The organism is Dyella sp. RRB7, assembly GCF_022761115.1.
Taxonomy (GTDB): domain Bacteria; phylum Pseudomonadota; class Gammaproteobacteria; order Xanthomonadales; family Rhodanobacteraceae; genus Dyella.
The window spans coordinates 999,336-1,014,703 of record NZ_JAKWJS010000001.1; the positions used below are offsets into that span (position 1 = coordinate 999,336).

Annotated in this window: 14 protein-coding genes; 12 read left to right on the forward strand and 2 right to left on the reverse strand. The window is 63.9% G+C overall.

The features are described from left to right. Positions 1-36 precede the first annotated feature (36 nt). The 4 genes from MJ606_RS04470 to MJ606_RS04485 all read left to right on the forward strand — a co-directional run bounded on the left by MJ606_RS04470 (position 37) and on the right by MJ606_RS04485 (position 4,742). Complete coding sequence (locus MJ606_RS04470; RefSeq protein WP_243048193.1) at positions 37-801, forward strand: SDR family oxidoreductase; 765 nt, start codon at positions 37-39, stop codon at positions 799-801. After that, entirely contained in the window at positions 798-1,700 is a 903-nt protein-coding gene (locus tag MJ606_RS04475) for an SMP-30/gluconolactonase/LRE family protein (RefSeq protein ID WP_243048194.1), read from the forward strand. The genes MJ606_RS04470 and MJ606_RS04475 overlap by 4 nt, the downstream gene beginning before the upstream one ends. A gap of 54 nt (positions 1,701-1,754) precedes the next feature. After that, positions 1,755-3,212, forward strand: coding sequence for a sugar porter family MFS transporter (locus MJ606_RS04480; RefSeq protein ID WP_279236617.1), 1,458 nt, complete (start codon positions 1,755-1,757; stop codon positions 3,210-3,212). Between the two features lie 99 nt (positions 3,213-3,311). Next, positions 3,312-4,742: an APC family permease gene (locus MJ606_RS04485; protein ID WP_243048195.1), complete on the forward strand. Its 1,431-nt coding sequence runs from the start codon at positions 3,312-3,314 to the stop codon at positions 4,740-4,742. Between the two features lie 93 nt (positions 4,743-4,835). Here the strand turns inward: MJ606_RS04485 and MJ606_RS04490 are convergent, their stop codons facing one another. Beyond that, positions 4,836-6,116 (reverse strand): sensor domain-containing diguanylate cyclase, encoded by a 1,281-nt coding sequence (locus MJ606_RS04490; protein ID WP_243048196.1) that lies wholly within the window; start codon positions 6,114-6,116, stop codon positions 4,836-4,838. Positions 6,117-6,435: 319 nt separating this feature from the next. On the opposite strand from MJ606_RS04490, the gene MJ606_RS04495 reads away from it, so the two are divergent. After that, positions 6,436-6,912, forward strand: coding sequence for a hypothetical protein (locus tag MJ606_RS04495; protein ID WP_243048197.1), 477 nt, complete (start codon positions 6,436-6,438; stop codon positions 6,910-6,912). Between the two features lie 70 nt (positions 6,913-6,982). Here the strand turns inward: MJ606_RS04495 and MJ606_RS04500 are convergent, their stop codons facing one another. Then, positions 6,983-7,435 carry a fasciclin domain-containing protein gene (locus tag MJ606_RS04500; protein WP_243048198.1) on the reverse strand — a complete coding sequence of 151 codons (453 nt, stop codon included), beginning with the start codon at positions 7,433-7,435 and terminating at the stop codon, positions 6,983-6,985. Positions 7,436-7,858: 423 nt separating this feature from the next. Here MJ606_RS04500 and MJ606_RS04505 point away from each other — a divergent pair, with 423 nt between their 5' ends. The 7 genes from MJ606_RS04505 (at position 7,859) to dld (ending at position 15,305) form a co-directional block, all read left to right on the forward strand. Continuing rightward, positions 7,859-8,137, forward strand: coding sequence for a hypothetical protein (locus MJ606_RS04505; RefSeq protein ID WP_243048199.1), 279 nt, complete (start codon positions 7,859-7,861; stop codon positions 8,135-8,137). Positions 8,138-8,175: 38 nt separating this feature from the next. Continuing rightward, on the forward strand, positions 8,176-8,397 hold the full coding sequence (locus MJ606_RS04510) for a TonB-dependent receptor (protein ID WP_243048200.1): 222 nt from the start codon (positions 8,176-8,178) through the stop codon (positions 8,395-8,397). Between the two features lie 330 nt (positions 8,398-8,727). Further along, positions 8,728-8,961 (forward strand): hypothetical protein, encoded by a 234-nt coding sequence (locus tag MJ606_RS04515; RefSeq protein ID WP_243048201.1) that lies wholly within the window; start codon positions 8,728-8,730, stop codon positions 8,959-8,961. Continuing rightward, positions 8,961-10,010 (forward strand): multidrug transporter subunit MdtN, encoded by a 1,050-nt coding sequence (mdtN, locus tag MJ606_RS04520; RefSeq protein WP_243048202.1) that lies wholly within the window; start codon positions 8,961-8,963, stop codon positions 10,008-10,010. Before MJ606_RS04515 ends, mdtN begins: the two co-directional genes overlap by 1 nt. Next, positions 9,991-11,883: an FUSC family protein gene (locus tag MJ606_RS04525; RefSeq protein ID WP_243048203.1), complete on the forward strand. Its 1,893-nt coding sequence runs from the start codon at positions 9,991-9,993 to the stop codon at positions 11,881-11,883. The genes mdtN and MJ606_RS04525 overlap by 20 nt, the downstream gene beginning before the upstream one ends. A gap of 142 nt (positions 11,884-12,025) precedes the next feature. Continuing rightward, positions 12,026-13,390 (forward strand): TolC family protein, encoded by a 1,365-nt coding sequence (locus MJ606_RS04530; RefSeq protein ID WP_243048204.1) that lies wholly within the window; start codon positions 12,026-12,028, stop codon positions 13,388-13,390. A 163-nt stretch (positions 13,391-13,553) separates the two neighbouring features. Next, entirely contained in the window at positions 13,554-15,305 is a 1,752-nt protein-coding gene (gene dld / locus MJ606_RS04535) for a D-lactate dehydrogenase (protein WP_243048205.1), read from the forward strand. The last annotated feature ends 63 nt before the right edge of the window (positions 15,306-15,368 follow it).

The window sequence follows — 15,368 nt, forward strand, 5'->3', positions numbered from 1 at the left end:
CGCCTTCCTGCCGTCCCGATATCGCGGAGCCTGTTGATGCCCTCCTTCGCCAGCTATCCCAGCCTGATCGACCGCAGCGTACTGATCACCGGCGGTGCCAGCGGCATCGGCGCGGCTTTCGTCGAGCACTTCGCTCGCCAGGGTGCGAAGGTGGCCTTTCTCGACGTGGACGATGCCGGCGCCGCCTCGCTGTGCCAGTCGCTCGCCGACGCGCGCCATCCACCCCATTACCTGCACTGCGACCTCACCGATCTGGCCGCATTGCAGGCGGCCATCATTGCCGCGCGCGCGTTGATCGGCCCGATTGCCGTGCTGGTCAACAACGCCGCCAACGATGTGCGTCACGCGCTCGCCGACATCGATGCAGTGGCGTTCGAGCGCAGCATGGCGGTGAACCTGCGGCATCAGGTGTTCGCCACCCAGGCGGTGGTTCCCGACATGCGCCAGCTCGGCGGCGGCTCGATCATCTGCCTGGGCTCCACCGGCTGGATGAAGAAGAACGGCGGCTATCCGCTCTACGCCATGGCCAAGGCGGCAGTGCACGGTTTCGTCAACGGCATGGCACGCGAACTGGGCCAGCAACATATCCGCATCAACAGCCTGGTGCCGGGCTGGGTCATCACCGAAAAGCAGGCGCGTCTGTGGCTGGACGAGGCGGGCCGCGCGGATATCGCGCGTGGCCAATGCATGCCCGGTCTGCTAATGGCGGACGACCTTGCGCGCGCGGCGCTGTTCCTTGCCGCGGACGACAGCCGCATGTGCACGGGGCAGGATTTCATCGTCGACGGCGGCTGGGTATGAGCGTTCCCCAGCGACTGGCGGCCATGGAAATTGCATTGGACGCCGGCAACACCCTGGGCGAAGGCATCGTCTGGTGCGAACGCACGCAGGCGCTCTACTGGACCGATATCCAGCGCGCCACGCTGTTCCGTCTGCAGCCGGGCAATGGCACCTTGGACCAATGGCCGCTGCCCGAACGACTTGCTTCGTTCGCGCTATGCGAGGCCGATGGCTGGCTGTTGCTGGCGCTGGCGTCGCGGCTGGCGTTTTTCCGCCTTGCCGATGGCCATCTGCAGACCTTGCACGAGGTGGAACCGGGTTTGCCCACGCGCTGCAACGATGGCGCCTGCGACCGCCAGGGCCGCTTCGTGTTCGGCACCCTGCACGAGCCCGCCGAGGGCAGCAAGCAACCGCTCGGCCGTTTCTGGCGGCTCCATGCAGACCTCTGTCTGGAACCATTGCCGCTACCGCACGTCGCCATCAGCAACAGTATCGCCTTCAGTCCGGACGGCCGCACGATGTATTACTGCGATTCGCTGTCCCGCCGTATCCAGCGCTGCGCCTACGGCGACACGCTGGGCGCGCCGCAACTTTTCGTGGACCTCGGCGCCGTCGATGGCGAGCCGGATGGCTCGTGCGTCGATGCCGAGGGTTCGCTGTGGAATGCGCAGTGGGGGCTGGGTCGCGTGGTCCGCTACGGTGCCGACGGTGCCGTGCAGCAGCTGCTGCCGCTGCCGGCGCGCCAGCCGACCCGACCGGCCTTTGGCGGCCCCCGGCTCGACACCCTCTATGTCACCAGCGCGCGCGACGGACTGTCTGCCGCGCAACTGGCCACCGACCCTCATGCCGGCGCACTGTTCCACTCTCGGATAGGCGTGCGCGGCGTCCCCGAGCCCCGCTTCGCCGGTGCGCCGGCATAAGCCTTTGTCTTGATCCATCGTCCATCGTCATCCATTGCCCATAGGATTTCCTTGATGAATGCTGTTGCGACATCCTCGTTCCGTCCATCTCGCACCGCTGCAGTATTCACCTGCATCCTCGCCGCCCTGGCGGGGCTGATGTTTGGCCTGGATATCGGCGTGATCTCCGGCGCCAGCCAGTTCATCCAGAAGGATTTCCAGGTTTCCGATCACGTGATCGAGTGGATCGTCAGCGCCATGATGCTCGGCGCGGCCGTGGGCGCGCTGGGTGCGTCGTGGATGTCGGCCCGGCTCGGACGCAAGCGTTCGCTGATTCTCGGGGCCACGCTGTTCGTGGCCGGATCCCTGCTGTGTGGCGGCGCATGGTCGCCGCAGACGCTGATCGTGGCGCGCTTCGTCCTGGGGCTGGCGATCGGCATCGCTACCTTCACCGCACCGCTGTACCTGGCGGAGGTCGCTCCCGAGAAAATCCGCGGCGCCATGATCTCGCTGTACCAGTTGATGATCACCATCGGCATCCTGGTGGCCTTTCTGTCCGACACCGCCTTCAGCTACAGCGGCAACTGGCGCTGGATGCTGGGCATCATCGCGATTCCCGGCGCGCTGTTCCTGCTTAGCCTGTTCCTGCTGCCGGACAGCCCGCGCTGGCTGATGATGCGCGGGCGCACCCGGCAGGCCGAGGACGTGCTGCATCGCCTGCGCGGCGACCGCGCCCTGGTGACGCGCGAGATGGCCGACATCGCCGAGCAGCTCAAGACGCCCCAGCGCGGCTGGCACCTGTTCCAGCAGAACGTGAACTTTCGTCGCTCAGTGGGCCTGGGCGTGCTGTTGCAGCTGATGCAGCAGTTCACCGGCATGAACGTGGTGATGTACTACGCGCCACGCATCTTCCAGAACCTGGGCTATGACATCCACGCGCAGCTGTGGTTTACCGCCATCGTGGGGCTGACCAATGTGCTGGCCACCTTCATCGCGATCGGGCTGGTCGACAAGCTGGGCCGCAAGCCCATTCTCTATATCGGCTTTGCGGTGATGGCGGTGGGGCTGGGCATCGTCGGCAGCATGATGCACCTGGGCATCGCCACGCATGCCCAGCAGTTGTTCACCGTCGCCATGCTGCTGATCTTCATCGTCGGCTTCGCCATGTCGGCCGGCCCTCTGATCTGGACGCTGTGTTCGGAAGTGCAGCCGCTGAAGGGCCGTGACTTCGGCATCGGCTGCTCCACCTTCACCAACTGGATCGCCAACATGATCGTTGGCGCCACCTTCCTCTCCCTGCTCAACGGCATCGGCAACGCCGCCACGTTCTGGCTGTACGGCGGACTCAACCTGGTGTTCATCGTGCTTACGTTCTGGCTGATTCCGGAAACCAAGGGCGTCACGCTGGAACAGATCGAGCGCAACCTGATGTCCGGCCTGCCGCTGCGCGAGATCGGCAAGCAGGCATCGCCGGTCGCCGCAGGTGCTGGCTTCAACACGAAAAAGGTGTCAAGGGAAAGCGCCATCTCCTGATCGCAGGGCCATGCTGGTTTGGCATGGAAATCCGCGCACTGCCTTCAGCCCCTGCGCCTCGTCGTTGGAACCGCCGCCACTTTCCAGGAAACGCGAACCATGACTACAGCATCGATGGCCAGCGGGGAACCGGGCCTGCGTCGCGTACTCGGGACCTGGGATCTGGTGCTGTTCAATATCGCCGCGATGGTGGCGCTGCGCTGGCTTTCGATGGCCGCCCAGGTCGGGCCTTCCAGCCTTACCCTGTGGCTGCTGGGACTGGTCGGCTTCTTCGTTCCCCTGGCGCTGGCGGTGCTGGAACTGAGTTCACGCGTGCCGGGCGAAGGTGGCCTGTACCTGTGGTCGAAGGCGGCGTTCGGCGATATGCATGGCTTTATCGCCGGCTGGACCTACTGGATCTCCAACCTCGCGTACTTTCCTTCGGCGCTGCTGTTCAGCGCCGGCATCTTCCTGCATGTCGGCGGTGACCGCTGGCTGGCCCACGCGGGCGATAGCCGCTACAACCTCGTCTACTGCCTGAGCGTGCTGTGGGTCGCCTCCGGGCTGGGCATCCTGGGCCTCGAACGCGCCAAGTGGCTGCAGAACATCGGCGGCATCGCCACCTGGTCGGCGGCGACGTTAATCCTGGTCGCAGGTGCCTATGCGGCGTATCGATTCGGTTCGGCCACCACGATGAGCGCGGCGCATCTGCTGCCCGACTTCGGCAAGATCACCACCTTTTCCACCCTGGCGACCATCGCGCTGGCCTACCAGGGCCTGGAACTGGGACCAATCATGGGCGGCGAGATCAGGGACCCGCGCCGGCAGATTCCGCGCGCCACCATCATTTCCTGCGTGGTCATCGCGGCCATCTATATCGCCGGTACGGCCTCCCTGCTGGTGGCCTTGCCCACTGCCACCATCGATGTGATCGGCGGCATTCCGCAAGCGCTCACCGCCATCGGCGAACGCATCGGCCTGCCGTTGTTTGGCCAGCTCACTGCCGCGCTGGTGGCGATCGGCACGGTGGGTTCCATCGCGGCCTGGATCACCGGCACCGCACGCCTGCCCTTCGTGGTGGGCCTCGATCGCTACCTGCCTGCCGCGCTGGGGCGCCTTCATCCCAGGTACGGCACGCCTCATGTCGCCCTGCTGATCCAGGGCGTGCTGACGTCGCTGGTGTTGATCGCCGCGCTGTCGGGCGCCAGCATCCATGAGGCCTACATCATCCTGATCGACATGACCGCCATCATGTCGCTGCTGCCCTTGCTGTACATCCTGCTGGCCTTCCCGCTGTTGCGCCGCCGGGCCGCCGGCCAGAACCAGGGCATCGACCTGTCGCCAGTGAGCAGCGTCGGTTGTTGGCTGGCGGGGCTGACCGGCTTTGCGATGATCTCGCTGGCGATCATCACCTCGATGATTCCGCCCAGCGACAGCAGCAACCCCGCGCTGTTCCTGCTCAAGGTGGTGGGTGGTTCGGCGCTGCTGATCGCGATCGGGCTGCTGTTCTACCGGCACGGGCAGCGGCGCGTCCGGGGCACGACCCGATAGCTTGTCGTCCATGAGGCAGCGAAACGCCGGGAGGGCGAGCCACGCCCCGTCCATTCAATGGATGGCCGGCGCCGCGATAATCGCTGCATGGGCCTACCCCGCTTCCACCCGGTTACGGCCCGTCTGCTTGGCCTTATAGAGCGCCAGGTCCGCGCGCTTGATCAGCTCGTTGACATCCCGCTCACCGGGCAAGCGCTGGGCGACGCCGATGCTTACCGTGAACGGCACGGGCTTGCCGGTTCGCCAGCGATGCTGAAAATCCTGCTGCTCAACCCGTGCCCGAAGTTCCTCCGCCAGGGCTTTCGCCTGCTGGATGCCAACGCCCGGCAGTGCGGCGACAAACTCTTCGCCCCCCCAGCGGGCGAAGATGTCCTCGGCGCGGCTGGAGGTCATGGCGACCTTGGACAAGAGGCGTAGCACTTCGTCGCCGACATCATGGCCATGGCTGTCGTTGACCTTCTTGAAATAGTCGATATCGAGCATGAATACCGAAAGCTCGGCATCCGTCTCCAGCACGTTGCCGACCACCTCCAGAAATTCGCGGCGATTCGGCAGCCCCGTCAGCTCATCGGTCACGGCCTGCTTTTGCAGCAAGTCCATCAGTCGCACGCGGTCGGCGATGTCACGAATGATGGCGGTGAATTCAATCAGGCCGGTGACGTTGATCTTGGATATCGCAATTTCGATAGGCAGCAACGTGCCGTCGCGATGCAATCCATATACACGATTGCGCTCATCCATCTGTCGTGACAACACAGGGGATCGGGCAAATTGCTGCACGTACTTATGATGACTTGCACGGAATTTTTCCGGCAACAACTGCTCGATGGGCTGCCCCAACACCTCTTCGGACGAATAGCCAAACAGGTTCTCCGCAGCCCTGTTGAACAAGGTGATATGGTTTTGCTGATCCATGGTGATGATCGCATCGTAGGCAGCATCCACCACCGACCTGAAGCGTGACGTCGACACCTCCAACTCGTGCGTCAGCAACATCTTCGCCGTGATATCCAGCCCCGTGATGAGAATCTCGGTGGCTTCCCGCCCATCGTCCAAGTGGCGGAACGGCTTCAATGACAACCGCCACCAAAGGGTGCCATCGCGCAAGTCGTAAGCCTGCTCAAGCTCCTGCGGGATGCCGGTGCTGAAGCACTCGGCAAGCTTCTCGCGCAAGTCGCGACGCGCATAGTTCGGAATCACCGTATCGAGCAGCACCGGGAACATGCGAATACCGGGACGCCGACCTCCCGTCATCCGCAGGAAGTGGTCATTGCAAGCGGGAACGATCAATTGACCGGTTTCGTCACGACCGACAATCGCCACGCTCGCCTCGATACCATCCACGAATGCCTGGACCTGATTGCACTGCTCCATCGCCCTTTCCTCCGACAGAGTTGTAGTGGCCACCGTACGTGACGGCTCCCGTGGCCGATTATCACACTCTCGTTGTGTAGAGGCCGCGACCACGCAAACACGGCAAAACGGGATCAACAGCCTCGCGCACTCCGGCGCTCGTATCTCCGCCCCGGCGCCTGCCAACGGCACCATGATGCATCACGACCGGGCAATGACGTTGGGCGACACAGGCATCGAAGGCGCGTCCTGGCATGCCATCCATAAGGAAATACTCACGTAGCGCTTCCGCTCGACGACCTAGCATACCGTCGTCGACGCCATCGAAGGAGCCGCGGGCATGTCCAGCATCATTGTCGCCAGGTTTGACAATCAATTCGCAGCCGCCTCGGCTTCGGACAAGCTGCTATCACGGGGCATGCAGCGCTCGCATGTCGTGAGCTACATAAACGAAAGCGTAGGTAATTCCGCCGCAAGCTCAAGCGTGCCCACGTCGATCATCTCCCGCGTTGGCAAGCCCGGCCAGGGGGAGAAAAAGCAGCCATCGGAGCTTCGGTCGCCAAGCCACCTTCCCGCACCGGCGACCATGGGCCACGCCGTGCTCGCGGTGGATCCGGGTGATGAAATGGCCGCCGACGATGTTCGTCATGTCTTGGAGCTGGCTGGCGCAACGTCGATAGACATGCTGGATATGGAGGCACCGGTGGAGAATCCATCGATGTGGCCCGAGCAAGTGACAGGCCTGCCGATCGATGTGGCACGTGCCATCCGCGCCTCGAAGGGAAGTGGTGCCCTGGGTTCACAGGGCGGTCACTAGTTGCACGAGTACTTCCGCACCCACATCCACGGTCTGGCGGTGCGCATGGCTCACCGCCAGACCGTGTCGACTAGTGCCTGGTGGACACGATCACCGCATCGATGACATGGATGATGCCGTTGCTCGATGTGATATCCCGCTCCGTGATGTTGGCACCGGCGATGCTGAGCTTGTTGCCTTCCTTCCTGATGGGAGCGGTTTGACCCTGCATCATCTTCGGCGCGGCCAGTTTCCCGACATCGGCCGCCGAAGAACGGCCGGGCAACGCGTGGTACTTCAGCACGGAGATCAACTCCGTCTTGTTCTCTGGCTTCAGCCAGCTCTCCAAGGTGCCGTTGGGAAGCTTTTCGAACGCCGCATCCGTCGGCGCAAATACGGTGTAGGGGCCAGTGCCCTTGAGGACACCGGTCAGTTCCGCCGCGTCGAGCACCTTGCCCAGCGTATGGAAGGAGGCTTTGGCGGCTGCGGTCTCGATCTGGTTCTGGGCCGAGGCGCGGGCGGTACTGGCGTCATGATGGGACATGGCATGCCTATTTGAGTGGTGACCCGCAGGGCGGATCCTGAGCGGACGAAGCCGCGACTCCGATGCAGATCGGAGAAGTGCTCAGATGGCGTTAGGGACAAGACCGCGTGGCTGAGACGCCTGCCAAGGAGGAGACTTTCATTCCTGGCGCCGTTGCACCATGCGCCCGTCGTTGTTAGGTGAAAGTGATGTGCCAGGCACTTGAGCAGTGGCCCGGGACCACCACCCGTAAACACCTCACAGGCACGTAACAGCGCAGGGCGCATGTTGGATGGGCGCCGAAGCTCTCGTGATCCGCTTCGATCGTCTCAGCCTACGGTTTGCTTTCCAACGCCACTGAGTTTCCTTCGACACCGTCGAAGCCGCGGGTTGATGCCCGCTTATGACCTGCACAATGCAGGTCAACACTCAAAGGCCGCTCCCATGTACACCATCAACCAAACGAACTCGCTGTACTTCTTCCCGCACAAGATCACCTTCACGGCCCTCCAAAAGGCCGCGGACAGCGAGAAGCGCAATCGCTGGTTTCCCGGGAGCGACGCGTCTGTGGTGCTGTCACGGGTCCGGCCCCTGCGCCCCGCCAGCCCGTCCGTAGCCAGGGCCACCCCATCGAAGGCCGACATCCACCAGCCGGATACGGGCACCGGTCGCAGCGTTGACGATGATGGCGGGCACTCCAGGATTGAAACCAGCGAACGCTGATGTGTCCCCCACGTAGCCAGCCACCATAAGGCAGCATCATGACCAGTATTTCAGGCAAGACCACCAACGGCTTCACCTATGAGGCCGATTACGAGCAGGCAAACTCCGATCGCGTCACATGGACTGCGACGTATCGGCGAAGCGGCGTGTTCTTCGGCATGCGCCACGGACGTATCAACGAGCTGCTGGGCGTTCCCACGGGAGAGGTCGATGAGGCCGTCAAGGAAGATATCGAGATGACGTGGGTGCAATCCAGCTAGGGTTCCCGGCATTTCCCAACGGCATGATGGTTTCAGCCGCCCCCCGTTGCGCTTGTCCATGAGTCGGCCGCCACACCGAGCATGCGCCAGCAGCCCTATCTCGGATCGACCGTGGCCACTTGGCTATGGCGCACCAGCCTTAGGTAGATGACGGCGGCTGTTGCCTCGGCCTTGTCCCTGATCTGGTCTTCCTCTCGCCAGCCGGATAATCTTCCTGCACGGGTCAGAGAACGTTGCACCAAGGGGACAAGGGCAATGATCGGCACGATAACCGCAGTACTGCGGCGCAGCATGCCTGGCATGGGTCGCTTTGGGCTGCTGGGGCCCGCCGTGGGTGTGCTGGCCGGGTGTTCGGCCCGTTCGGCACCGGCACTCGTTCTGTTTGGCGCCTATTTCCCGGATTGGCTGGTCTTCGCGATCTTGGCGGTGGTAGTCGCCATCGCCGCGCGCATCGTTTTTGGCCTCGCCGGCCTGGCGCAAGCCGTCCCGTTTCCGCTGTTCACTTGTCTCGCCATCGGCATTCTTGTCGCCGGTGCGATCGACCTCTTGTGGCTGGATCGCTGATGCGGGCGGCGGGAGAACATCACCCTTCTCGCCTGGCAAAGCCGCTGGCGCTGCTGCTGATCGCCGCCGCGCTCGTGATGCTTGGCGTCATGCTCTTGCGCGCGGCGCAGGCCCCTTCGACCGACGCCGCGTCCATCGATGCGGATGTGGTTCACGTCGCCGCCGAAGTCGGGGGGCGCATCATCAAGCTTGGTGTCGCCGAGAACGACACGGTGAAGCAAGGCGACCTGCTGTTTCAGATCGATCCCGAGCCGTATCGCGATGCCGTGGCGCAAACGCGCGCCGACCTGGCCATGGCCGAAGCCGCGCTCGATACGCAGCGCCGCGTGGTTTCAACGCAGAGTTCCAATGCCACCATCGCCGCGGAACAAACGCGCAAGGCCGCCGAGAATGCCGCGCTGACGCAGCGCACCGTCGAGCGCCTGCGCCCGCTGGCCGAGGCCGGCTACATTCCGGAACAACAACTCGACCAGGCCGAAGTGGCCGCGCGCGACGCCGCCAAGTCACTCAACCAGGCACGGGAGCAACAGGCCGCCGCAAGCACTGCGGTCGACACCACCGCCGGTGGCGAAGCCACGGTGCAGGCCAGGCGCGCGGCGCTGGCCATTGCGCAGCGGGCCTTGCGCCAGACCACCGTACTGGCCCCTCATGATGGCCGCGTCGTCGGGCTCAACGTCACCAGCGGCGAGGTGATCGCACCATCGCAATCGCTGTTCACGCTGATCGCGTCGGACGAATGGTTCTCGGTGGGCAATTTCCGTGAAACCGTGCTCAGGCACGTCAAGGTGGGCGATTGCGCCACGGTGTATTCGCTGATCGACCGCTCCCGGCCGATGCGCGGCGTTGTCACGGGCATCGGATCGGGCGTGCTGGACACTGAACACGTCAACCTGCCCCGCGGCGTGCCCTATGTCGAACGCTCGCTCAACTGGGTTCGCGTATCGCAGCGCTTTCCCGTCCGCGTGAAGCTGGAACAGCCACCGCCGGATCTGGTGCGGCTGGGCGCCAGTGCCATCATCGAGGTCGACCATGGCGTCGCTTGCCGGTGAACACGCTGCCGGTACGTTTCGCGTCCGCTGGTCGGAGCTGGTAGCGCGCACGCCCGGGCGCGCCGAATTTGCGCTGCGCCTGGCGTTGATCTGCGTGCTGACGACATGGATAGCGCAGGCCTACGACATACCGGACATAGCGCTATCGGCCTACGTCGTGTTCTTCATGAACAAGCCGGACCGCACCAGCAGCATCCTCACGAGCGTGGTCTTTACCATGTTGATCAGCGTCCTGATCGGCTTGCTCATACTGATCGCGGGCGTAGCGCAGGATCTGCCGCCGCTGCGCGTGACGATCATGGCCGCGCTATCGCTGTTGCTGCTGTTCCTCGCCTCGGCCAGCAAGCTCAAGCCATTGGCCTCGACGATCGCGCTGATCCTCATCTACGCGCTGGATCTGCTGGGCAAGATACCGGATGGCGAGCTGGCCACGCGCGCCTTGCTTTATGTCTGGCTGCTGGTCGGCATTCCCGCCGGAGTGTCGATCATGGTCAACCTGCTGATGGGACCCGCGCCCCGGCAACTGGCCGAGCGCGCCATCGGGCTGCGGCTGCGCGCGGCACAAGCGCTCTTGACGGCGCCGGATGCCACCGCACGCCGACGTGTCGCCACCCTGCGCCAACAGGGAGGCGCCGCCGTGCAAGGCCTGCTCCGGCTGGCCTTGCTGGAAAAGACCGCGCCGCGCGCGGATCTGCTTGCCCTTCAGCAGGCCGCCCGTTCCACCGACGTACTGCTGATGCTGGCCGAGGCAATCGACCGGGCACGCGATCTGCCCGATGCCTGGCGGCAGGCCGCCGCGGCAACGCTGGGCGGCATGGCGGCGATTCTCGACCGCCATCTCTACCCGGTGGATATCGAACCCGTCTGCCTGACGAACGCATGGCCGACCGGCACGACTTCTTCGCTGGTTGCCGATTTCAATGCGGTGCTGGCGGCGTTTGCCCCGGTACCGGCGCCCTCCGTTGAGGCACCCGCCAAGGCGAAGGCGGGTTTCTTCGTGCCGGATGCGTTTACCGATCCCGGGCATGTCCGGTATGCCGTCAAGGTGACGATGGCGGCGATGAGCTGTTATCTGTTCTATTCGCTGACCGACTGGCAAGGCATCCATACCTGCCTGATTACCTGCTACATCGTCGCGCTCGACACGACCGGCGAAACGATCGAGAAACTATCGCTGCGCATTGCCGGCGCCCTGGCAGGCGCGGCGCTCGGCCTTGCCGCCATCGTCTGGTTGACGCCATCCATCGACCGCATCGGTGGCCTGCTGGCCCTGGTCTTTGCCGGCGGGTTGGCCGGCGGCTGGATCGCGGCCGGCAGTCCACGCATCGCCTACGCGGGTTTCCAGCTGACATTCGCCATTTTCCTTTGCGTGATCCAGGGCTCGACGCCAGCATTTGACTTGACCGTCGCACGCGATCGCATCATCGGCATCCTGCTCGGCAATGCGGTGGTGTACCTGATCTTTGTTTCCGTCTGGCCGGTCAGCATTACGCGCCGCATTGATCCGGCGATAGCTGCCCTGCTTCGCCAACTCGGACGCATCGCACGGCTTGTGCCGCATACCGAACGACTGAATGCGTTGCCCAAGGTCCATAGCGCCATCTCGACCATCGACACCGACCTGGCGATCGCCTATTACGAGCCTTCCTCGCTGCGCCCACCAATGGACTGGTTCCAGCGCCGGCAAGCCTTGCTCGGCAGCATTCCATCGCTGGAATACACCTTGCTGTATTCCAGCCAGCGCGCCGATCTCGATGCCATGGCTGCCCGGCTTGACCAGATGGCCAACGCGGTCGACAGCGGCGAGCCGGCTGCGTTCCCTGCACCACCCGCCGACGACCCTCACCGACTGGAGCAGAACCTTGCGCATTAACGTCGCCCCGCTGTTGGCATTGATGCTGTGCGGGTGCGCTACGTCGGCACTGCAGATGGCACCGGCGGCACCCGATCGCCCGTGGTCTGCGCCCGTCGATGCTTCGGGCGCGTTGACCTCTTCAAGCAAAGCGGGAACCACCGTGCCATCGCAAGGCTATGTATTGCCGCCCAATCCAGCGGCGGGCTCCTTGCCGGCGACAACGATCGATTCGCAGCGCGTCTACAACCTGGCCGATCTTATCGATCTGGCCGAGAGCATCAATCCCGAGACGCGCATCGCATGGAATGATGCCCGCAACGCCGCGCTCACCGCCGGCATCGCGCGAAGCGCCTACCTGCCACGCATCAGCGCCACCGCGCTGGGCGGAAGGCAGACCGATAGCGGCGGCAGTTCGGCGTTGGGCGTCTCCGCCAATCAGAACAACTCATTCACCGGCACGGTGTCGGTGCTTTCCCTGGAGTGGCTGCTGTTCGACTTCGGCCAGCGGGACGCGCTGGTGGACGCCGCCAATCAAGGCGTGGTGATCGCCAATATCGCCTTCACCAGCGCGCACCAGAAGTTGATCCACGCCGTCAGCCTGGCGTTCTACGCCTATACGGCGGCGTATGCCCGCGCGGAAAGCGCGGCGGCTTCGCTCAAGGACGCGCAGGACATCCAGCTCGCCGCTGAAAGCCGTAAAAAGCATGGCGTGGGCACGGTCATCGAGGTAGCACAGGCGCGCCAACTGACCGCTCAGGCCGAGCTGGCCAAGGTCGGCGCCGACGGCGGCAAGTCCGATGCGTATTTCGCCCTGCTCTCGGCCATTGGCGTATCGCCGCTTACGCACATGCAGATTGCCGATGCCTCCCGACGGCCGCTGCCGGCGGACCTCGACCAGCCGATCGATCGCGCGCTGGCCGGTGCGCTGCAGCGGCGCCCCGATGTGCTGGCCGCCATGGCTGCCCAGAAGGCGGCCGAGGCCGGTGTGCGCGCCGCCAAGGCCGATTTCATGCCCAAGGTGTTCGTTTCCGCCTCGGGCTCGCATGCCAGCGGCAATATCGACCTTTCGGCCGTGCCGGCGGTCGGTGAGCAGGCGCCCACGGTGAATCTCTCGAACCATCACTGGGGCGCCACCGTGCTGGTCGGCGTGACCGTTCCCATTTATAGCGGCGGTGTACGCAATGCGGCCTTGGCGCAAGCCCGCAACCGGGCGGACTCTGCCGCCGAGACGCTGGAACGCGTCAAGCTCGGCGCCGCCCAGGACGTGGTGATGACCAACGCCCGATTGCGCACCAGCCTCGCCGCCGCTGCCGCCGCACGCGCACTGCTCGATGCCTCGCAGGTCACCTATGACGCCTCCCTGGCGGCCTTCCGCCATGGCGTCGGCTCGTCGACCGACATGTTGGTGGCCGAGCGCCAGTTGCTGGAAGCACGCGATGCTTCGGTGGATGCGCATAGCGCCGCGCTCTCGGCCGCGGCAACGCTGGCGCTGGCCTGTGGAAGCCTGGGAGCAGCGCCTAACTGAACCGTCGACCCCGCGCAGGGATACTGGATGACAAGGCCATGAATCCTCAAAGGGATTTCAGCAGCGCCTGCCGCCAGGAATTGTGAGGCCGCCGGGCCGCTTCGCCCCTAACCGCGCGTAAAGTCGTCATTAGCCACCACGTTTCACCCCTGGAGGATCGGACATGTCGTCAGCGATCACTCGCCTTGGAACCAGCAGCGCGACCGACGCCACCGCCCTGCTCGATCAACTCCGTTCGATCGTCGGCGCCAAGTACGTGCTCACCGGGGAAGGAAGCACACGGCGCTATCGAACCGGATTTCGCTTTGGCGTCGGCAAAGCGCTCGCCGTCGTCCGGCCGTCGCGCCTGGTCGAGTTATGGCGCGTGGTGAATGCGTGCGTGGCCGCCGGCACGATCATCATCATGCAGGCCGCCAATACCGGCTTGACGGGAGGATCGACGCCCGATGGCGATGACTACGATCGGGACATTGTCATCGTCAGCACCCTGCGGATGAACCGAATCCACGTCATCAATGACGGCAGGCAGGTGGTTTGTTTTCCCGGAGCGACGCTGGACCTGCTCGAGCGCACGCTTGAACCCATGGGGCGGGAGCCGCATTCGGTGATCGGCTCTTCCTGCATCGGCGCCTCGGTATTCGGCGGCGTTTGCAACAATTCCGGCGGCGCGCTCGTGCAACGCGGACCCGCCTATACGGAAATGTCGCTGTACGCACAGGTCGACGCGACCGGCGAGCTTCATCTGGTGAATCACCTGGGCATTGACCTTGGTGATGATGCCGAGACCATGCTCGATCGCCTTGATCGCCAATCGTACGGCGCCAAAGACATCCATGCGGCGGCGGGCAAGGGTCACGACGACGGCTACGCCCAGCATGTGCGCGAGGTCGATGCACCCACGCCCGCCCGATTCAACGCCGATACCAAGCGCCTGCATGAAGCAGCCGGCTGCGCGGGAAAACTCATTGTCTTCGCGGTGCGCCTGGATACGTTTCCGGCAGAAGTGGGCGCGGCCGATTTTTATGTCGGCACCAACGACACCCAGGAACTTACCAGGCTTCGCAGGGACCTCCTGACCGGGTTATCCGGCCTGCCCATTTCCGGCGAATACATCCATAGGGATGCCTTCGACATCGGCGAGACCTATGGCAAAGACACCTTCCTGGCGATCAACTATCTGGGAACGCGACATCTTCCGAAGTTGTTTGCCGCAAAGGCGTTCTTCGACGTGCTGTTTGATCGCATCGGATTCTTGCCACGGCACCTGACCGACCGGGTCATGCAGGTCGCCAGCAAGCTGTTCCCACGGCATTTGCCGAAGCGAATGATCGAGTTCAGGGACAGGTACGAGCATCACTTGATACTCAAGGTCTCCTCCGCGCTACGGGAGGAAACTCGAAATCTCCTGGATGCCATGTTTCCCAGCGCCAACGGCGCCTATTTTGAATGCAGCAAAGAAGAAGGAAAAAAGGCGTTCCTGCATCGGTTTGCCGTCGCGGGGGCAGCGGTGCGTTATCGGGCCATCCATGAGAAGAAGACATCCGGCCTGGTGGCGCTGGACATCGCCTTGAAGCGCAATGAGCGTGCCTGGTTCGAACACCTGCCGCAGAGCCTGAACGACAGGATCTTGATCAAGCTGTATTACGGTCACTTCCTTTGCCACGTCTTCCACCAGGACTACATCATCAAGCAGGGATACGACGTCATGGATGTGGAGCACGACATGTGGAAGATTCTCGACCAGCGTGGCGCCGAATATCCCGCCGAGCACAATGTCGGGCACCTCTACAACGCCAAGCCCGACATGGAGAAGTTCTACCGCGCCATAGACCCTTGCAACGCGTTCAACCCTGGCGTTGGCAGAACGTCTAAGCTGGCCCATTGGCATGCGCCGGGACCTGCGGCCAAGCCTTGACGGCGTGCTCTTGCGCCGCGTTTCACAACCTATAGCTGTACGGCAAAACCGATCCTCGCCGGC